Origin of the sequence: Advenella sp. EE-W14 (assembly GCF_012923605.1) — a bacterium.
Classification (GTDB): Bacteria; Pseudomonadota; Gammaproteobacteria; order Burkholderiales; family Burkholderiaceae_B; genus Advenella; species Advenella alkanexedens.
In genome coordinates, this window is sequence record NZ_JAAVNG010000014.1 from 12,973 (window position 1) to 33,193 (window position 20,221).

The following is a 20,221-nucleotide window of genomic DNA, read 5'->3' on the forward strand; positions in this document are numbered from 1 at the left end:
ATGCAACCCGTTCAAGATGAGATGTCAATTTTCTCGCTGATAGTCAATGCGAGCGCCCCCGTACAAATCGTTATGCTTATCCTGCTGGCCATTTCGGTGGTCTCCTGGACTTACATCATAAGCAAACGACTAACCTTAAAACGCACACAAACACAAACCCGCGAATTTGAAAATGCCTTCTGGAAAGGCGGTGACCTGTCTTCCCTGCACCAGTCCATCAGCCGCAACACTGAAGAGCATGGTGCACTGGCCCGTATTTTCGAAGCGGGCATGAGCGAATTCATGAAAGCCCGCCGTACCGGCAACACCGACATCAATACGCTCATGGAAGGCCCCAACCGCGCCATGCGAGCCACCTACCAGCGCGAACTGGATCTGCTCGACTCCCGTCTGAACTTTCTGGCTTCTGCCGGCTCGGTCAGCCCCTACATTGGGCTATTGGGCACCGTCTGGGGCATCATGCACTCTTTCATCGGACTATCAACTACCCAGCAGGCAACTCTGGCAGCGGTTGCGCCAGGTATTGCCGAAGCGCTTATCGCCACGGCCATCGGCCTGTTTGCAGCCATTCCCGCTGTCATTGCCTACAATCACTTCTCAAACGACATCGACAAACTGGCCAACCGTTTTGATAGTTTCATTGATGAGTTTCTGAATATTTTGCAACGTCAGGTACGCTAATCATGTCTTCCAGAAGAAACAGCCATCGACGTGGCCGTCGAATGAAAAATGAAATGAACGTGGTTCCCTATATCGACGTCATGCTGGTATTGCTGGTTATTTTCATGGTCACGGCCCCCATGATCACGCCAGGCCTGATCAACCTGCCCTCGGTTGGCCAGGCGGCAACAGTTCCGTCAACGCCGGTTGAAATCGAACTTGCCGAAAACGGTGACATTTCCATTCGCCTGCGTGAAGCCGGCAAAACCTTCCAGAAAATCGAGAAAGACAATTTACTCTCCGAGGTGCAGGCACTGGTTCAGGCTGACACCCCCGTCATTATTGCCGCGGATGGGAAAGTCCCCTATGAGGATGTCGTCAAAATCATGGATACCCTGCGCAGCAATGGTCTGACCCGCCTTGGTTTGCTGGTGAACCAAAACAGTGAAAACTCCTCAAATTAAGATTGCCTGATTAACACGACCTATTTTCATGAAACACACTGAAAATCCTAACGAGTTCTATGAGCAGTCCGATGACCGCAAAGGGCTTATCGGCGCCCTGACGCTTCATAGCCTGTTAGTGATCGCACTTATCGTCAGTCTGCTGGCCTCTCCCGAGGCGCCCACCGGTCCCATACAATTGGAGTTGTGGACCGAAGGTACGGAACAGGTACTGAAAGCACCGGCCCAAACACAGTCTCCCGAACCGGAAGAAGAAGATACCACAAGTGATGAGGACCCTGATCCACCGGTTGAAGAGCTGGAAAGCCAGGAATCCCCGGCAGAACCCGAGGCGGCCCCCCAGGCATCCGAACCCCCTCCTTCTGCCCAGAAACCGGTAGCCAATGCCCAGCAACAGGAAGATCCTGAAATTGCCATAGAAAAGAAACGCCAGCAAGCACAGGAAGAGCAGCGTCAAAAAGCCTTGGCGGATGCCAAGGCAGCCAAAGAGGCCCGCGAAAAAGCACTGGCGGAAGCACGAGCCCTTGAAGCCGCTCGCGAGAAAGCGCTGGCAGAAGCCAAAGCCGCGAAACAAGAAGCCGAGAAAAAGGCCAAGGCACTCGCGGAAGCCAAGGCAAAACAGGAAGCTGAAGCCAAGGCAAAAGCACTGGCAGAAGCCAAGGCCAAGGAAGAAGCCGCCAAAAAAGCCAAGGCACTGGCAGAGGCCAAGGCCAAGGAAGAAGCCGAGAAAAAAGCCAAGGCCTTGGCAGAGGCCAAAGCCAAACAGGAAAAAGAAAAAGCACTGGCCAAAGCAAAAGCCGATGCCAAAAAAGCGGCCCAAGCCAAGCAGAAGGCCGAATCCCAAGGCGAAGCCTTGCGGGCAGCCATGCGTGGTGACATTGCCAGTGCCGCCGGTATCAAGGGTGGCGCAAGCAACCGGAATCAGGTTGGTGGCGGTGGCGGCAACTCAGCCTACGCCAGACTAGTACAACAGTGCGTGCAGCCCCGCCTGCTCTTTAACGGCAATGCCAAACTGGAGTTAACCTATCGCGTTGATTTTGATGCCTCATTCAAGCCAAAATCAGCCAAAATTACGAAACGCTCAGGCAATCCCGCGTTTGATGCTGCTGTACAAAAAGCCCTGATGGCATGCAATCCATTTCCAAAGCCACCATCAGGAAATACCTATGTGACAGGTCCTTACACCTACACACCACGATAACTCTTACTTTTTTGTCTGACTAAGGAGATGTGCTATGACTGCAACCCTTGATAATCGCAGCATGCGGAATACCGGCCAAGGCCGGCTCGCATTCATGCACCGTGTTTTTCTGTTCCTTGTTTTTGCATGTTTCCTGCAACTGGGCAATTTTGCCCAGGCCCAGGTTCAGGTCGCCCTGCAAGGCTCTGGTTCTGCCAATAAATTTCCTATCATCATTGCCGATTTTGCCGGCACCAATGGCAAGGAAATTGCCGATATTATCAGTGCCGACCTGATCCGTTCCGGACAGTTTGAAGTGACCCGCACCCAGGCGCTTACCATCGACTCAAACGGCACTCCTAACTGGGCTGCCATCTCCAACCTGGGCGCAACAACCGTTGCTTATGGCTCTGTCAACGGCACAACCGCCAATTACCAGCTTACCGACACCGCATTGAGAGCCCCTCTTGAGGCCAAAAACATTGCCGACCCTCAAATGCGTCGTCTGGCCCATAAAATCGCCGATGCCATCTATGAGAAAATGACCGGAGTGCGTGGCATTTTCGCAACAAGAATCGCGTATTCAACAGGGCAACAATTGGTGGTCGCTGATGCCGATGGTGAAAACCGCAAAGTCGTCGTCAACTCACCCAGTTCCATCATTTCTCCCGCCTGGTCTCCAGATGGTTCAAGATTGGCTTATGTCAGTTTTGAAACCGGCAAACCCGTTGTTTATATACAAAACCTGGCCACCGGTTCACGTCAGGTGGTTGCCAACTACAAGGGCAACAACAGTGCACCCGCATGGTCTCCAGATGGCAGCCAACTTGCCGTGGCGCTTAGCATGAATGCACTCTCAAACATCTACCAAATAAGTGCCTCGGGTGGCTCAACACCGCGCAAACTCACCGATTCGCACGAAATTGATACAGAACCTTTTTACTTCCCGAATGGCAGTGGCATCATCTTTACCAGTGACCGTGGTGGCAGCGCACAAATTTACCGCACGGGTCTGAATGGTGGTGGCGCCAGCCGTCTTACCTTCAACGGGTCTCAAAACGTCTCTGGAAAAATTTCACCAGACGGCACAAAACTGGTATATTCTAGTCTAAGAGGAGGCTCATACTCCATCGCCCTGCAAGGGCTGGGTGGCGGTTCGGATAAAACCCTTACTTCCGGGCCCAATGATCTTTCTCCAAGTTTTGCACCAAACGGGATGCAAATACTTTATGTTTCAAGCGGAGGCTTAAGCATTGTTAACACTGACGGCTCTTTCCAAGCAAGTATTCCATCAGTCGGAAACGTATCAAGCGCTGCTTGGGGCCCGTTTACTGATTAATCGTGTATATTTTAAAGGAAATACTATGAGTTCTCGCATCGCGAAAACTTTGGCAATCGCAGCCATCGCTGCCTCCCTGGCGGCATGTAGCTCAACTCCATTGGATGGCAGTGCAGGTACAGGCGACTATGCATCAGGCGCTGCCATGGATCCATTCAACCCTAACAGCCCGTTAGCTCAACAGCGCTCTGTTTATTTCGCGTTTGACAGCTATGCTGTTGAACCGCAATACCAGCCTTTAGTCCAAATGCACGCTCAGTATCTAACCGCACACCCACAACAGCGCGTTCGTATTGAAGGCAATACCGACGCTCGTGGAAGTGCCGAATACAACTTGGCTCTTGGTCAGCGCCGTTCAGTTGCAGTTGGCAATCAACTGGTACAACAAGGTGTAAACGGTAACCAGATCGAAGCGGTCAGCTTTGGTAAAGAGCGTCCCAAAGCATTAGGTAACACCGAAGAAGCCTATGCAGAAAACCGTCGCGCAGATATTAACTACCTCCGTTAATCGCTCGTTCGGATAATTTGCATTGTGACACGCCGCACGGTATGGCTGTGCGGCGTTGCTGTTTTACTGGAGTAAACATGATCGTTAAGAAAAAACACACACTTTCACTGCTCACCACCGCTTTTTTTTGTAGCATCTTGAATACCAATGCCTATGCATTTGAAGATGAAGATGCACGTCGTGCCATTCTTGATCTGCGTGCCCAGCTAAGACAAAGTGCACAGGCAAGGCTTGAGCTTTCCAATAAAATCCAAAACCTTCAAACCCAAATTACCCAACTGCGCGGAGAAGTTGAAAGACTCAGTAGTGCAGACACACTTTCGCGTCAATCGGCACGTGTCGAGGCCGGCTATGACCCCACCCCCCAAGTTGGTGACCCTAACGAACAGCGTGCTTATGATGAAGCCCTTGACCTGTTCAGGCAGGGTAATTACGCCCAATCCAGCGTAGCCCTGGGAAATTTTGCCACCACCTATCCAAACAGCCCATTGACACCCAGCGCCCGTTTTTACGAAGGTAGCAGCCTTTATGCGAGCAAAGACTTCAGAGGTGCCATACAAAGACTGCAATCCATGGTGGCCAACTACCCTGCTGACCCCAAAGCCGGAGATGCCCTGTTAGTCATTGCCGGGAGCCAGGTTGAACTCAATAACATTGCTGGCGCCAAAGAAACCCTGCAAAGCATTATCAATCGATATCCCGACACCCCTTCCGCTGATACGGCCAAACAGCGTCTGGAACTGTTCAGATAAGTTATTCCCGCTTCAAAAAAACAGGCATCATTCCATCGCACCTTCCTCAAGTGTGATCATGATGCCTTTACTTTTATACCCTCTTTCCCGCACTGTCATGGATTCTTCCTTTCCCATTAAAACTCTTCAGACCACAAGCAGCTGTTTTCACTACCAAGACAAGGGGACAGGCCCAGCACTATTGTTAATCCATGGCTCATTGTGTGACTTGCGGTACTGGCGCTGGCAACTGCCCGAACTTGCCGGACATTGTCGGGTCATTGTGCCGAGCCTGCCCCACTACTGGCCCCAGGAAAACGCCCAAACCGAGTTTTCGGTTTATCAGCATGCCCGCGACATGCTTCACTTGCTAGATGCCTTAAATATTGAGTCCGCCCATGTTCTGGGGCATTCCCGCGGTGGTTCGATTGCCATCCAAATGGCACTGGAGCAAAATGACAAAGTCCGTTCACTCATTCTGGCCGACCCCGGAATCAGAACCCGCCAACAGGAAAGCCATGCCAACTTTAAACATGAAGCACTACTGGCCATACAGGAAGGAAAGCTTGACGAAGGCCTGGCTGTTTTTATTGATGCCGTCAGCGGTGAAAACACCTGGAAACGCATGGTCAGATGGTTCAAGCAAATGGTTCGGGACAATGCCAATACGCTGATATTACAACAAAATGAACCGGCCTTTTACTTTGATGAAGCGATTTTTTCAGCCTTGACGCTCCCCATTACCCTGCTGGGTGGATCAGACAGTCCAGCCCCGTTTCCCCAAATCATTGCACGTCTTGACAGCATTTTGCCCCAGGCCCAAAGCCATGTCATCTCGCCTGCATCTCACGGCATGAATCTGGCCATGCCTCATGAGTTCAACCGGATTATCCTTGATCACTTAATTCAGCAAGCATTCACCAATTAAAATAAAACATGGATTTGGCCAAAAACACAATAAAAATCATATGCACAAAAACACTCATATGAATATAGCGTGACCATGCCTTGGTTAAGGTTTTGTGTTTCATTTTGACAATGGCAATCAAAAAATGCACAAAGACGCTGAAGGCCAACAGGATTTTAAGACTCAGCTGCCAGGCAAAAGCCGATGAAAAAGGATGGGATAGGACAGCACCGTAGCGCATGGCCATTAGTACACCGGAAAGAAACAGCACAACCACCACCCATGGCATGAAACTTTTCACCCGTTTTCCAATGACTGGCATCACTTCATGCCGGGCGGACCTGGAAACCTGCTTGCCATGAACGGCAGACAGAACCAGCACCTCGAAAAACACCCCGCCCACAAAAACAATCGCGCAGAACAGGTGTACGATATGCGCAATACTGTAGCTCATATAACGTCCAATCCAGCCATAACCGATATTTAATGGTCAAACGACCGGGCATTGACCGGCTTCAATTCACAAGTAACCGGAATTCTGTCTCCGGTACCCAGTACAAAACGGGTTTGTATTTTATCGCCCGCTTTCAGGCCTGCAGCCGGCTTTTCAAGCATGGCATGAAACCCGCCAGGTGCAAAATGCAAGGTTTCACCTGCCTTGACGATGACTTCAGGCACCATTTCCATGCCCGACTGTCCATCTTTCATATAAGAACGATGCAGCATGGTCTCTTCAAACGCATCTGTTTCAATAGCCTTGATAACCGCTATTTGTGTGGTGTCATGATTCTTGATATCAAAAAAACCACCCGAAGGGGTGACTGAGGGCATCAGGCGTACCCAGCATTTTTCAATGGAAACATTGTTGGTACCCTTTTCGGTGCTTACTTCGATATTCATGGCATGACCATGGCCGTGTCCATGCTGGGCATATGCCCCCGACATCAAGACTGCAGACAGCCCCAAAGACACTACAAGCATTGATTTTTTCATATGCCACCTTTATCAAAATAAATAATTAAAAATCCAAAATTAAATAATGCTACTTATTCCGTTTTGAACATACTATCATGTGCTTGATCCAATGTAATTGATCTGCGTTATCACTTGAACGCGGCCTGACAACTTTCCCGCGCCCCACAATAAAAAGACATGCTTGTTAAGCATGTCTTTTTATTGTGCATGAATCATGCGGGATCATGGCAAAGCTGCCAAACCGGTTTACATATGACCGGTTTTTTCATAGCGGTCATGCCAGCTCAAGGCTTCTGACAAAACATGTGGCGTATGGATCCCACGTCCTGAATTGCAGGCCCGCTCAAAATAATCAAGCAAAGCTGCCTTGTAATCAGGATGCGCACAGTTTTCGATGATGCAAATTGCGCGCTGACGTGGTGACAGGCCTCGCAAATCGGCCAGTCCCTGTTCGGTCACGATGATCTGGACATCATGCTCAGTGTGGTCTACGTGAGAAACCATGGGGACAATCGCGGAAATGGCACCGTCTTTGGCTGTTGAGGGGGTCACAAAGAATGACATATAACCATTGCGGGCAAAGTCACCCGAACCGCCAATGCCGTTCATGATACTGCTTCCCATAATATGCGTTGAATTCACATTACCATAGATATCGGCCTCGATCATGCCATTAATGGCGATAATGCCAAGACGCCGCACAATTTCAGGGTGATTGCTGATTTCCTGGGTACGCAAAAGGATACGTTCACGATAAAAATCGATATTATCATTTAACTCTTTAAGCCCGTCGGCGCTTAAAGACAAGGCTGTAGCAGAGGCGCTAACGAGTTTTCCGGATTTGATCATGTCCAGCATGCCATCCTGGATCACTTCGGTAAACGCCTTCAGATTTTCAAACTCACCTTCATTAAGACCAGCCATCACGGCATTGGCAATATTGCCCACCCCGGATTGCAAGGGCAACAGGTTCTTGGGCAAACGACCTGCTGCCACTTCCTGGCTAAAAAACGCCAGAATATGTTTGGCAATGCGTTTGGAGGTTTCATCGGGCTCGGTAAACTTGTTGACCCGGTCTGTTTCATTGGTTTCAACAACCGCAATAATCTTATCCAAGGGGCAACGCAGATAAGGCTCGCCAATTCGCTGGTCGGGCTCGGCCATCATGATGGGCTTGCGATTGGGCGGCAAAGCCGTACCATAGTAAATATCGTGCATGCCCTCGAGCTTTTCACTTAATTTATGGTTGACTTCAATAATAACCTTGTCTGCCTGGTCAATCCAGGTTTTATTGTTACCCACAGAGGCGGCAGGAATCAAACGACCATCCTCCAAAATGCCCGCAACTTCAATAACCGCAATATCCAGTTTTCCAAAAAAACCAAACCAGGCAAACTGAGCGACATGTGACAGGTGAATATCCATGTAATTCATTTGGCCTGAATTGATTTTCTGACGGCAAACGGGATCAGACTGATAGGGTAAACGCATTTCAATGCCATCAACCTCTGCCAGAACACCGTCCAGCTCAGGGGCGGTTGAAGCGCCTGTCCAGACGCTGATACGAAACGGTTTGCCCTGATCATGAACCGATTTGATGTGCTTGGCCAATGCAAGCGGAATGGCTTTGGGATAGCCGGCACCGGTAAAACCGCTCATGCCGACATTAACACCGGACGGAATTAATTTAGCTGCCTCATCCGCACTCATCACTCGGTTTTGCAATGCAGCACATTTTATTCTTGAATTAGTTGACATATTTTTACTTCACGAAAAAAAAACGCAATACTGCGCGTAATAAAATAATGCATCAATAAATGCACACTTCACTTTATAATCGGTAATACACCCTCTTGCTTACAAATACACTCCAATTGCAACAATATGTTATATTGATTTGATGAAAATCAATAGAATCAAGGGTAACATCACAAGCTGATTATCATAAAAACAACCTGAGACATGCGAGACACAAAATGAATCCGACAACATACGATTTCATTCTGGTAAGCCGAAAAACAATGCTCAAAACCTTGCTTTGCATGGCATTGCTGGCCCCCATTGTAGCACCAGCCCAATCAGTACCCACGATTAATATCTGGCAAACGGCAAGTTGCAACTGCTGCAAACAATGGGCACAAGAGATGCAACATTCGGGTTTTCACCTGAATATCCAAACCGTTCCTGATACAACGATGTACCGCAGACAATTCGGCATTCCTGATGAGCTGGCTTCATGCCAAACAGCCCAGGCAGGGCCTTACGTGCTTGAAGGACCGGTTCCTGCCCGGGATGTGATAGACATGCTCCAGAGCCAACCCGATATTATCGGGTTGATCAATCCCACCCTGCAAGCCCAGCCTCCCAAGGCCAAGACAAAAAACAGTGTCCCCACCAACACTGCGCAAAGAACGTACATACTTCATAAAAACGGACAGGCCACCCACTTGCATCCCAACTAAGCACCGCCTGCCGGGCGGGCTGCCGGTTTTAATTCGGTGCTCTGCCCGAATTCCAATGATAAAACCCAATAACCTTATAAAATCGGGTAATAACCAAGCAATAAAAATTTCGTTCCAAAACAGCTGGTTCTTCGGTATGGTTTGACCATCTGATCCTGCAAATGTAAACAAAGGAGTTCCTGAAAAATGAAAACATTGACATATACGCTGGCCGCTTTTGCACTGATTGCCGGTGCTCAAACGGCACAGGCATCCACGCTGGACACCATCAAACAGCGCGGTGAGGTTCTGTGTGGTACCACCACCGGATTTGCCGGTTTTTCGGCCCCCAATGCCAAAGGCGAGTGGGAAGGGCTTGATGTGGATCTGTGCAAATCAATTGCAGCGGCTGTTTTGGGTGATGCCAACAAATTCAAGGCAGTCCCCCTGAATTCCCAGCAGCGTTTTACCGCCCTGCAATCGGGCGAGGTCGATGTTCTGACCCGCAACACGACCATTACCCAACAGCGTGATACCGCACTGGGCATTTTGGGTGCCGGCATCAACTTTTATGATGGCCAGGGCTTTTTGGTACCCAAAAAGCTGGGCGTTAAAAATGCCAAGGAGCTGGATGGTGCCACCGTTTGCATGCAAACCGGCACGTCCAATGAAAACACGATGGCCGACTGGGCACGCGCCAACAATATTAAATACACCCCCGTTGTATTTGACCAGTTCAATGAAGTCGTCAATGCCTTTGCGGCAGGCCGTTGTGATGTATTCACCACCGATGCCTCAGGCCTGGCTTCCATCCGTATTTCAAAATTAAGCAACCCCGATGACTACGAGGTCCTGACGGAAATCATTTCCAAAGAGCCATTGGGCCCATTTGTACGCCAGGGTGATGACCAGTGGCTGAATATTGTCAAATGGACTTTACAAGCCCTCATCAACGCCGAAGAGCTGGGACTGACTTCTGCCAATGTTGATGAAGCACTCCAAAGCACCAATCCCAATGTGCAGCGTTTGCTGGGCGTGACACCCGGTGCCGGCAAAAACCTGGGATTGGATGAAAAGTGGGCTTACAACATCATTAAACAGGTTGGCAATTATGGTGAAAGCTTTGAGCGCAATGTGGGTCAGGACAGCCCGCTTAAAATCAAGCGCGGCCTGAATGCCCAATGGAATGAAGGCGGCCTGTTATATGGCCTGCCTGTAAGGTAAGCCGTTTGCATTTAATACGGCAAACTTAAACGTCAACACTGCCACAAGCTATAATACCTTTTTTGTGGCAGTGATTTACGTATGCACCCCCCTTTTTTTGTTCTTCTGGATGATGCGGTTACCCAAACCGGACTGCTGCACGAACAACTGGTTCACACTGACAGCATAAAAGCCGATGACCTCGGGCACTTGCAATCCCTGCTGCTGCAGGGCTGGCAAAAAAACCGGCATGCCATTGTGTGGGCGCCCTATGGTTTGGGTCAGGACATAATCGGGCTAAAAAAAACAGAGCTGCCAGACACGGGCACTTTTACGCAAGCGCAACATGCCCTGCAGGTTCTCTGGTTTACCAAAAAAACCGTACTCAACAACCTGGAAGCCATCCAGGCGTGGTTACATGCCCAGTTCAGTCCTGAAGAACCCGCCGGCCTGTTACGACCAACGCTGGCGCAGAACCAGGCCGATTACATTGAAAGCATCGAACAGATCCGGCAAGACATTGCCGCTGGTGAAGTTTACCAAATCAACTATACCACCCAGCTGCATTTTCAAACCTATGGCTCGCCCTTTAAGCTCTATCAGAAATTACGGGCAAAACAAGCCGTGCCATACGGGGCCCTGGCCTGCCTGCCCGCATCATCCGCTCACACAGGCAATGAAACAGCACCCAGTGCCTGCTGGACCCTCTGCTTTTCACCTGAACTGTTTCTGGACATCCGCCACGATGGGAGCATTCATACCGAGCCCATGAAAGGCACGGTACCCGCTCTGGATGATGGCCGGAACGACGCCCGTGCCAAAGCACTGCAGGCCGACCCCAAAAACCGGGCGGAAAATGTCATGATCGTTGATTTACTGCGTAATGACCTAAGTAAAGTTGCCGTGCCAAATGGTGTGAAGGTACCCGAACTTTTTAAAGTCACACCGTTTGGTCCGGTATTGCAAATGACCACCCCCATTTATGCCCAGGCAAAACCCAATACCCATATGGGTGATATTTTTCAGGCACTCTTTCCGTGCGGGTCCATTACCGGCGCGCCTAAAAAAAGAAGTATGGAACTGATTGCCAAATATGAACGGCGTGACCGTGGCCTGTATACCGGCAGTATCGGCTATCTCGAGCCCTGCGAGGGCGGACTGGGCTTTTGTGGCAAACTCAATGTTGTCATCCGAACCTTAAATCTGACAGAGTCAACGCCAGACAAAACCACACGACCCACACCCACAGCCAACACCCTGCCCTCACCGCTTCACTTTACCGGTATCATGGGAGTGGGATCGGGTATCGTGTATGACAGCACCGCTGAAAGCGAATATGAAGAATGTCACTGGAAATACCGTTTTTTACAAAGCCTGCCCATTGATTTCACTCTGTTTGAAACCATGCTGTATGAGCAGGGAAAATGTCTCCTTCTTGAAGCCCATTTATCACGCCTGAAACGTTCCGCCCATGAGCTGGGATTTGTCTTTCATGAAGCAAGCGTGCGTCAACAGCTCACCAGCCACTTCAGTCAATTGCAGCGGCAAGATAAAAACACCGGACATCCCCTGGGCTATCGGGTTAAGGCCAGTTTACATGACAATGGTTCCCTGAGCATTCAGCATGCCGCGCTGGAGCCCCTTGCACAAGAAAAGCAAAGCGTGATCATTGCCCCGGTTTGCTTTCCCAATCAGGATTTTTTGCGTCGTTACAAAACCAGCCACCGTCAACCATACGATGAACACATGCACCGGGCCATACAACATCAGGCCTTTGACAGTCTTTGTTTTAATCAGGATGGTTTTCTGCTCGAAGGCGCGCGCAGCAGCATTTTCATTTACCATCAGGGCCAATGGCAGACGCCGCCACTGGAGCTGGATATTTTGCGCAGCGTGATGCGCGAACAAATCATGCAAAATCCAGCGCATTGGCTTGCCGCTCATACTCCCGCAAACGCACATCCCACTAACGCGGCATGGACGGTAACAGAAAAAACCATTACCCGCGAGCAAGTGGAAAACGCTGAAATTATTCTGGCCGTTAATGCACTTAGGGGAATTATCCCAGTAAAATTGCTACACTTAAACGATTTTAACGCTTAATAACCAAAGGAAACAATCCATGAGCTTTCCCCCCTGTCCACAATGCACTTCTGAACTGACTTACAACGATGGCATACAATGGGTTTGCCCTGAATGTGGGCATGAATGGCTTGAGGGCGAACAGGCCCAGGCTGAAGAAGGGCGCGTGGTTAAAGACAGCAATGGCACCGTTTTGCAAGATGGCGACAGTGTCACCCTGATCAAGGATCTGAAAATCAAGGGTTCATCACAGGTCATCAAACAAGGTACCAAGGTTAAAAACATCCGTATCGTAGACGGTGACCATGACATTGCCTGCAAGATTGAAGGCAGCAACATGATGCTGAAGTCCGAATTTCTGAAAAAAATTTAAAGACAGATATGCTTTTCCATGAGCAGGCTTTACATCATGGAAAAGCATGAGCAGCTGCTGCAGCCGACAACGGGCAAAAACTAAGGCTGACGGTTCAGGGTATGCTCAAGCAATAACACCACAATACACCCCATGATAAAACCATTACCAGCTATGGGTCGTGCCATGGCAGGAATCTGCGCCACCACCTCGGGGGGCAGAAAAGCAATCAGAATAGAAAGCATGACCGGAAAAGCGATGGTTACGCCACTGTAAAAATCAACAACGCCCTTTTCCCGGACCAGCATTTGCAAAGATGCCGCCAATTGTGCCGACATCACATACAATAACGCTGCCCCCATAACAACGGCAGGTATCAGGGTCATGAAACCGATAATATCCGGCACCCATGAACATAGCACCAACAGCAATCCTGCCAGCACCAACGGATAACGCGAAGCACATTGGGTAGCCGCAATCACGCCCGGGCTCATGGAGTAATCAATTGGACCAATCACACCAAAAAAACCAGCAATCATATTACCCAGCCCGGTGACGCCTACTCCCTTTTTGCTACGCTCGGGCATATTATGAGCACCCAGCATGGCACCTACCCCCTGGATGGAACCCAGTTCATTAATCATGAGAGCAATAAAACTGAAGAAAAATGCCAACAGGGTTGGCGCATCAAACTCGGGCTGCCACACCAACGAAGTCACAAACAGGGCACCCGTTTCTGCCCGGGGTAACACCGCAGGCAAACTGCCAGGCCAGCCGGCAAGACTAAAATACACCAGCGAGCCCAGCACCAGACCCAGCAAAACCACCATGGATTTCCAGACACCCGCCAGCCACCTGTTACCCACCAACATTATGAGCGTTAATGAAATGGCAAAGACCAGATTACCGGCTGCCGGGCCGGTTTCACCCATGGATAAATGCAAAATGAGCGGTGACAGGGTAATCGCCACCAAAACCAAAATAACCACCACTACCCGGGGCGTAAAAATTTTCTGGATTTTACTCAACCCGCCACTAAAGGCCAATAAGGCAATGCAAGCACCCCCGGTTCCTATGGCGGTATAGATGGCCGCCTCAGAACCGGTTCCCGCCACAACACCCAACAGCAATACCGATGCGGGGCCCACGATCAGGGGCAGCCTGTGCCCCCACAACACTTGCACAAACATGACAAGCCCGCATACGGCAAACAGTTTTTGCATATACATGATCTGGGCAAAAACATCCCGCCCCTGCAAAACCGCCACCACACTGCCAATAATAAGCAAAGAAGGTACCGCGATACTAAACCACTGCAACCCATACATCAGCATGGGAAATGCACGGGGTTTATCATCCAGTTGGTACTTCATTTAAATACATCCTTCAAAAAACCACAGCCCTTTTCAGTATTTCCTGGGGATCGGCATAAACATGCGCCCCGACAATACGCCCACCCGGTGAAAACCGGCTTTGAATAAAGGCATCGGCAACATACGAAGGCGCATAATGACACATCAGGGTGGCTTGCGCCAGCAAAATCAGTTCCTGCACCACCTGCCGGGCACCGTACTCAAGCTCATGGGCATCATGACGCAAACGCATCTTGAGCGTGTTGATCGCCTGGCTCAACAAAGCATGCATGCCCGCCTCAGCGGAAAGATTGCCCAGCAAGATCTCTGTCAACTCGGGCTCGTTGCGTAAAGCCCGCAAGACATCCAGGCACATTACATTGCCTGAACCCTCCCAAATTGAGTTAACCGGTGCCTCACGCAGCAAACGCGGCATGGGGCCGTCTTCCACATAACCATTACCGCCCCAGACTTCCATGCATTCAGCAACCGTTTCAACCGCCCGCTTGCATACCCAGAACTTGGCCGCAGGCGTCACAATGCGTGCATAGGCTCGGGACAGGTCTGAATGCCGGTTTTCCATCGCATGCGCAAGCACCATGGACAACCACATGGCCGCCTCGCTTTCCAGTACAAGATCACACAAGACCATTTGCATCAAAGGCTGCTCAACCAGTCTCTTACCGAATACCCTTCTGTGTCGGGCATGATATACGGCCTGCACCACTGCCTGGCGTAACAAAGCCGCACTACCCAATACACAGTCAAGCCTGGTTTGAGCCACCATTTTAATAATGGCCTGTATGCCCCGCCCTGGCTCACCGACAGGCAAGGCCCAGGCGTTTTGCAGCAAAACTTCGGCACTGGCATTGGAGCGGTTACCCATTTTGTCTTTAAGCGCCTGTATTTGTACTCCGTTCAGTTGGCCATCGGGGCACCAGCGCGGTACATAAAAACAACTTAACTCGCCTTTTGATTGCGCCAGAACCAGATGGGCATCGGAAAGTGGCGAAGAAAAAAACCATTTATGCCCATTCAGGCGATAAGTCTGGGTGTGTGCGAACTGACCTGATGGTTCTGCAATCGTGGTATTGGCACGGACATCGGATCCTCCCTGTTTTTCGGTCATGCCCATGCCAATCATCATGCCTTTCTTGCCTTCCAGGGGTTGATCGGACGCATCGTATTCCCGACTGTACAAATGCGGTACCAGCATCTCAAACCAGGACTCATATTTCAAGGCAGGAATGGACGCAAAGGTCATGGTAACCGGACACAGACTGCCCGCTTCGGTTTGACCATGCAAATAAAACAATGCCGCCCGTCTGACATGGGCATTGCTTTGCCAGGCATCGGCATGAACGCCCTGTTGAAACAGGTTGCGTAACAGCTCGTGCCAACTGTCATGAAAAGAAATGGTGGCCGTTTGATGATCCGCCTGCTTCAACATCCTGAGCTGCGGTGGATGCTTATTGGCATTGACCGCATGTTGCAATAAGGGGGCAGACCCCATCAGGGCACCATATTCCTGGCAATCTTCCAAGGCCCATGAAGCGCCCAGGGATCTAAGGGCTTCTTTTAATGCAGGATCAGAGTCAAAAATATTGTAATTGCACAAACCCGTGACTTGATTGTCTGAAATCTGTTCATGCCGCATATCAACCTCCTTTGAAAACACCCCAGGTATTTCCTGTTGATGACTGCTTTACTTATTTACTTATATTCTTACTTATATTCCATTGCCATGTTTTTAGCCAGCGCCACAACGTCTTTCAAGAGTCCTGACTCATCATTTTTACGCCAACTCATCATGATCGGTGAAGTGAACCCAACCGCCTGAAAGTCAATATAAACCACATCGTCACGCAACAATCGTCTCACCGACTCGGGAACCAGCGCAATACCGATACCGGCGGCCACCAGGCCAATCGCCGTTTGCAACTCGTTGACTTCCTGCACGACATTGGGCACATACCCATGCTGACTGAACAAATCCAGAACATGGTCCGCATAACTGGGACGAGGAGCGGCCGGATACACAATCAGTGATTCCTGCAAGATTTCATTGACCCCAACCCCCGCCACACTGGCCAACCGGTGATATCTGGGCACAGCCACCACCAGGGATTCATCACGCAGCACCACACGTGCAATTTCAGGATCGCTTAATTTGATCCGCCCGATACCAAGATCAATACGTCCCATTTTCAAGGCTTCAAACTGTTGCAAGGTCGTCATTTCCACCAGACCGATTTCCACCTGCGCACTCAATTCCCTTAAAGCACGGATAAAATCAGGCATGTAGCCATAAAGCGTGGAAGGCACAAACCCCACACCAAACCAGACACGGTCTTTCTTGCCGATCCGTTGCGTAGCCTTGATGGTCTCTTCCAGCTGCTGGGTCATTTTCTGGGTATGATCCATAAAGTACTTGCCCGCATCAGTAAGACGGATTCCACGCCCCTGGCGCTCGAAGACCTTGACCCCCAGTTCTTCCTCCAGTAGTTTGATTTGTCTGCTTAACGGCGGCTGCGCGATATGCAGTAACTTGGCCGCCCGGGTAAAACTAAGTTCCCGTGCAACACAATGAAAGTACCGAATTTGTCTTAACTCCATAACCCATACCTTTAAAGTATTGACACCTACAAATATAGTCTTAGACAGCAGAAAAAACTACAAGGATAATTATTTCATCTACATTAAATCATATGGCTATATCCCATTCAGTCATTCCCTGTGACAGGATATATTCCATACCTTAATTCCGGAGATTTCCCTGATGCCAAACCGCAATCGTTCATTTGTGGCAAAAAAAATATTAACACTTGCCACTGCCGGCAGTTTGCTTGCTCTTTCCAATAGCGCGCTGGCCGCCTACCCCGAGCGTCCGATTTCCTGGATTGTTCCCTTCCCGCCCGGTGGTGCCATGGATGTTATTGCCCGCACGCTGGGTGAAGCCATGAGCCAGGAACTGGGCCAATCTATTGTGGTTGAAAATAAACCCGGTGCAGGCGGCAATATTGGTGCTGCGCAAGTTGCCAGTGCCAAACCCGATGGTTATACCATCATGATTGTTGCCAACGGCATGGCAGTCAACCCCTCATTATACAAACAACTCACTTACGACCCCATCAAGGACTTTTCCCCCATTTCCCTGCTGGCCGCCGTCCCCAATATTCTGGTCACCCAGGATAGCCGCAATGATGTCAACTCAGTCAAGGACGTGATTGAACAGAGCAAAGAAAACCCCGGTAAATACACCTACGCCTCGGCAGGTGTGGGCACTTCCATTCACCTGGCGGGTGCATTGTTTACTTACCTGGGCAAACTGGACATGCTACATGTTCCATACCGTGGCAGTGGCCCGGCTGTCACCGATTTACTGGGTGGACAGGTGGATTACATGTTTGACAGCATTACCTCTGCCAAACCCCATATTGATGCAGGCAAACTCAAGGCACTGGCCATTACAACCGATAAACGCTCTTCCACCCTGCCCGACCTGCCCACGGTTGCAGAAAGCGGGCTGAAAGGCTATGAATTGACCCCTTGGTTTGCCACCTTTGCGCCAGCCGGCACGCCCGACGACGTTATCCAGACACTGAATAAAGCCATGTTAAACGCCATGGACTCAGAAAAGGTCAAAACCACCTTTGCCACGATTGGTGCGGAAAAAATCGGCAGCACACCTGAAGAACTGAAAGCTTACCTGCAGGATGAAACCACCAAATGGCAAAAAATCATCAAAGACACGGGAATTTCCGCGAACTGAGTAAAATGAATACTCATGGACTATCTTTTTTAAAGGAACGCATATGCTATACATGGTTGAAATGAACGTTAATATTCCTCACGATATGCCCGAGGAAGTGGCCAATGAAATCAAGGCTACTGAAAAGGCATACTCACAGGAACTGCAACGCTCCGGCAAATGGGCTTACATCTGGCGCGTGGTGGGCGAATATAAAAACGTCAGTATTTTTGATGTGGAAAGCAATGAAGAACTGCACACATTGCTGTCTGGCCTGCCCCTGTTCCCGTACATGGATATCAAGGTAACGGCCCTGTGCCGACATCCTTCGGCCATTTAACCCACCTGCTTGTCACCCCAGTCATCTTATAACAGCAAACTTCAAACCCGGTTTGCTGTTTTGTTTTTCAGCAACAGGAACATTTATGAGCTCTATCCAGATTAATAATGAAACCTTCAACTACGAGTTGAACGGTCCCGAAAACACCCCGGTTCTATTTTTCTCAAACTCCCTGGGTACCACCCACAGCATGTGGGCCAAACAGGTGGACTATTTCAGCAAAAACTATCGTGTCTTGAGCTACGATACCCGTGGGCATGGTGAATCCGTCAAAAACAAAGGCCCTTATACGCTTGAACAACTGGGCAATGATGTGCTGCAAATCACCCAGGCCCTGGGCATCGAAAAGTTCAGTTTTTGCGGCATTTCAATGGGTGGTCTGATTGGACAGTGGCTGGGCATTCATGCTCCTGAAAAACTGGATAAACTGGTGGTGTGCAACACCGCTGCCAAAATCGGCCAGGAAGCTGGCTGGAATGATCGGGCCGCTCTGGTTCGTTCTGAAGGCATGAATCCGGTCGCCGATGGTTCTGCCGGCCGCTGGTTTACCGAAGGCTTCGTACAGGCCAACCCGGCTAGTGTTAATGCGCTGATTAACGGCTTGCGCCAGACGGACGCCGAAGGCTATGCCTCATGTTGCGATGCTTTGGCCAAAGCCGATTTACGTGAAAAAATCGCACTGATCAAAACGCCTACCCTGATTGTGGCTGGAAGCCATGATCCGGTAACCACCGTGGCCGATGCCGATGCGATGGCAGAAAAAATTGCCGGATCAAAACGGGTTGATCTGGATGCCTCACACTTGTCCAATATTGAAGCCAGTGAAGCCTTCAATCGTGCCCTGGAAGACTTTCTGAAGAGATAACTCCCTGCCATGACAACAATGCCGGCATATCTGTTTAAACAGAATATGCCGGCATTGTTGCAGAAAAAACGATTTGCTCAAACTGCCTTTATGGCAAGCACCTTCCCAGCCATGCTGAAAAGGTGCGAACATTAAGCTTGTGCGCGAGCGCGGGTTACTTCAGTACTGATCAAATTCTGGCGATCGGCATGCAGATCAAAGTTGAATTCGATATGAGAGAATGGGCCATTCATGTCATATTTCTTGATCACTTCAGGATCAGACTCTTTCTTGACCTCAGGAACCAATCCCTCACGGGTTGCAAAAGCGAAGTCATCCCACAGGTATGGATCACCATCAATATTGATCTGGGTTGTCAGCTTGCGCTGGCCTTCAGCGGTCACAAAGAAGTGAATGTGTGCAGGACGATGACCATGACGACCCAGTTTTTTCAGGATCACATCGGTTGCGCCACCGGGAGGAACACTGTATCCAACGGGCAGCACACTGCGGAAACAGTAACGGCCGTTTTCATCGGTACGAATACTGCGACGCAGGTTAAACTCTTCCTGTGAAGGATCGAAGTGGGAATAATTGCCCAAGTGGTTGGCATGCCATACTTCAACCAAAGCGTTTTTCAGCGGATTACCTGCCTCATCACGCACCACACCTTCCATCACCAGCGGCTCACCAATCTCACCATCCTTGTCCAGACGGGCAAATCCTACGGATTCTGGTGCACCGGCCACATACAAAGGTCCTTCAATAGTACGTGGTGTACCACCGGTAATACCGGCAGCAGCCTCTTCCTCATCCAAACGGATATCAAGCAAGCGCTCAAAACCCAGACCAGCTGCGATCAGGCCATACTCCTGACCACTGTTGGCCAGGAAATTCAATGCTGTCCAGAACTCGCTGGGGGTAATATCAAAATCTTCGATCGTATTGAACAAATCGCTAATGATACGATTGATGATTGCCTTGATGCGCTCATCGGCAACGGGGGACTCGGTAGCCTGCATTTGTGCCAGCAACGCGGCAACGGACTCTTTACTCATAATGTCTCTTCCTTTTGCGAAGTGATAAAAAATT

The 20,221-nt window shown here is 49.9% G+C and carries 21 protein-coding genes; 14 read left to right on the forward strand and 7 right to left on the reverse strand.

The window, feature by feature from the left end:
- The 7 genes from tolQ to HCX92_RS13095 all read left to right on the forward strand — a co-directional run bounded on the left by tolQ (position 1) and on the right by HCX92_RS13095 (position 5,810).
- Complete coding sequence (gene tolQ / locus HCX92_RS13065) at positions 1–681, forward strand: protein TolQ (protein WP_169295404.1); 681 nt, start codon at positions 1–3, stop codon at positions 679–681.
- A gap of 2 nt (positions 682–683) precedes the next feature.
- Positions 684–1,124: an ExbD/TolR family protein gene (locus tag HCX92_RS13070; protein WP_169295405.1), complete on the forward strand. Its 441-nt coding sequence runs from the start codon at positions 684–686 to the stop codon at positions 1,122–1,124.
- A gap of 28 nt (positions 1,125–1,152) precedes the next feature.
- Entirely contained in the window at positions 1,153–2,325 is a 1,173-nt protein-coding gene (tolA, locus tag HCX92_RS13075; RefSeq protein ID WP_169295406.1) for a cell envelope integrity protein TolA, read from the forward strand.
- Between the two features lie 34 nt (positions 2,326–2,359).
- Positions 2,360–3,643 (forward strand): Tol-Pal system beta propeller repeat protein TolB, encoded by a 1,284-nt coding sequence (gene tolB / locus HCX92_RS13080; RefSeq protein ID WP_169295407.1) that lies wholly within the window; start codon positions 2,360–2,362, stop codon positions 3,641–3,643.
- 25 nt (positions 3,644–3,668) lie between these two features.
- Positions 3,669–4,151, forward strand: a complete 483-nt coding sequence (gene pal / locus HCX92_RS13085; RefSeq protein ID WP_169295408.1) for a peptidoglycan-associated lipoprotein Pal — start codon at positions 3,669–3,671, stop codon at positions 4,149–4,151.
- A 77-nt stretch (positions 4,152–4,228) separates the two neighbouring features.
- The gene (gene ybgF, locus HCX92_RS13090; protein WP_169295409.1) at positions 4,229–4,903 is read left to right on the forward strand and encodes a tol-pal system protein YbgF; all 675 of its coding nucleotides are present in this window, start codon (positions 4,229–4,231) and stop codon (positions 4,901–4,903) included.
- A gap of 58 nt (positions 4,904–4,961) precedes the next feature.
- Positions 4,962–5,810, forward strand: a complete 849-nt coding sequence (locus HCX92_RS13095; protein ID WP_248290065.1) for an alpha/beta fold hydrolase — start codon at positions 4,962–4,964, stop codon at positions 5,808–5,810.
- Here HCX92_RS13095 and HCX92_RS13100 read toward each other — a convergent pair.
- The 3 genes from HCX92_RS13100 to HCX92_RS13110 all read right to left on the reverse strand — a co-directional run bounded on the left by HCX92_RS13100 (position 5,800) and on the right by HCX92_RS13110 (position 8,522).
- On the reverse strand, positions 5,800–6,243 hold the full coding sequence (locus HCX92_RS13100; RefSeq protein WP_169295410.1) for a CopD family copper resistance protein: 444 nt from the start codon (positions 6,241–6,243) through the stop codon (positions 5,800–5,802). The genes HCX92_RS13095 and HCX92_RS13100 overlap by 11 nt on opposite strands.
- Before the next feature lie 29 nt (positions 6,244–6,272).
- Positions 6,273–6,782 (reverse strand): copper chaperone PCu(A)C, encoded by a 510-nt coding sequence (locus HCX92_RS13105; RefSeq protein WP_169295411.1) that lies wholly within the window; start codon positions 6,780–6,782, stop codon positions 6,273–6,275.
- Positions 6,783–7,010: 228 nt separating this feature from the next.
- Complete coding sequence (locus HCX92_RS13110; RefSeq protein ID WP_169295412.1) at positions 7,011–8,522, reverse strand: acetyl-CoA hydrolase/transferase family protein; 1,512 nt, start codon at positions 8,520–8,522, stop codon at positions 7,011–7,013.
- A gap of 218 nt (positions 8,523–8,740) precedes the next feature.
- Between HCX92_RS13110 and HCX92_RS13115 the strand changes: the two genes are divergently transcribed.
- From HCX92_RS13115 to HCX92_RS13130, 4 genes are all read left to right on the forward strand, one after another.
- Complete coding sequence (locus HCX92_RS13115) at positions 8,741–9,226, forward strand: DUF411 domain-containing protein (RefSeq protein ID WP_169295413.1); 486 nt, start codon at positions 8,741–8,743, stop codon at positions 9,224–9,226.
- Positions 9,227–9,412: 186 nt separating this feature from the next.
- Complete coding sequence (locus HCX92_RS13120) at positions 9,413–10,429, forward strand: amino acid ABC transporter substrate-binding protein (RefSeq protein WP_169295414.1); 1,017 nt, start codon at positions 9,413–9,415, stop codon at positions 10,427–10,429.
- 81 nt (positions 10,430–10,510) lie between these two features.
- Complete coding sequence (locus HCX92_RS13125) at positions 10,511–12,511, forward strand: bifunctional chorismate-binding protein/class IV aminotransferase (protein ID WP_169295415.1); 2,001 nt, start codon at positions 10,511–10,513, stop codon at positions 12,509–12,511.
- A gap of 19 nt (positions 12,512–12,530) precedes the next feature.
- Complete coding sequence (locus HCX92_RS13130; RefSeq protein ID WP_169295416.1) at positions 12,531–12,863, forward strand: zinc ribbon domain-containing protein YjdM; 333 nt, start codon at positions 12,531–12,533, stop codon at positions 12,861–12,863.
- Between the two features lie 80 nt (positions 12,864–12,943).
- Here the strand turns inward: HCX92_RS13130 and HCX92_RS13135 are convergent, their stop codons facing one another.
- The 3 genes from HCX92_RS13135 to HCX92_RS13145 form a co-directional block, all read right to left on the reverse strand.
- Positions 12,944–14,215, reverse strand: a complete 1,272-nt coding sequence (locus HCX92_RS13135) for a solute carrier family 23 protein (RefSeq protein WP_169295417.1) — start codon at positions 14,213–14,215, stop codon at positions 12,944–12,946.
- A 13-nt stretch (positions 14,216–14,228) separates the two neighbouring features.
- Positions 14,229–15,851, reverse strand: a complete 1,623-nt coding sequence (locus HCX92_RS13140; RefSeq protein ID WP_169295418.1) for an acyl-CoA dehydrogenase family protein — start codon at positions 15,849–15,851, stop codon at positions 14,229–14,231.
- Between the two features lie 68 nt (positions 15,852–15,919).
- The gene (locus HCX92_RS13145) at positions 15,920–16,810 is read right to left on the reverse strand and encodes a LysR family transcriptional regulator (RefSeq protein WP_169295419.1); all 891 of its coding nucleotides are present in this window, start codon (positions 16,808–16,810) and stop codon (positions 15,920–15,922) included.
- A 163-nt stretch (positions 16,811–16,973) separates the two neighbouring features.
- On the opposite strand from HCX92_RS13145, the gene HCX92_RS13150 reads away from it, so the two are divergent.
- From HCX92_RS13150 to pcaD, 3 genes are all read left to right on the forward strand, one after another.
- Positions 16,974–17,966 (forward strand): tripartite tricarboxylate transporter substrate binding protein, encoded by a 993-nt coding sequence (locus HCX92_RS13150; RefSeq protein WP_169295420.1) that lies wholly within the window; start codon positions 16,974–16,976, stop codon positions 17,964–17,966.
- A gap of 43 nt (positions 17,967–18,009) precedes the next feature.
- A complete protein-coding gene (gene catC, locus HCX92_RS13155) occupies positions 18,010–18,285 on the forward strand; it encodes a muconolactone Delta-isomerase (RefSeq protein ID WP_169295421.1) in 276 nt (91 codons plus the stop codon).
- An 85-nt stretch (positions 18,286–18,370) separates the two neighbouring features.
- Positions 18,371–19,150 (forward strand): 3-oxoadipate enol-lactonase, encoded by a 780-nt coding sequence (gene pcaD / locus HCX92_RS13160; RefSeq protein ID WP_169295422.1) that lies wholly within the window; start codon positions 18,371–18,373, stop codon positions 19,148–19,150.
- A gap of 131 nt (positions 19,151–19,281) precedes the next feature.
- Here the strand turns inward: pcaD and catA are convergent, their stop codons facing one another.
- Positions 19,282–20,187 (reverse strand): catechol 1,2-dioxygenase, encoded by a 906-nt coding sequence (gene catA / locus HCX92_RS13165; protein ID WP_169295423.1) that lies wholly within the window; start codon positions 20,185–20,187, stop codon positions 19,282–19,284.
- Positions 20,188–20,221 lie beyond the last annotated feature (34 nt).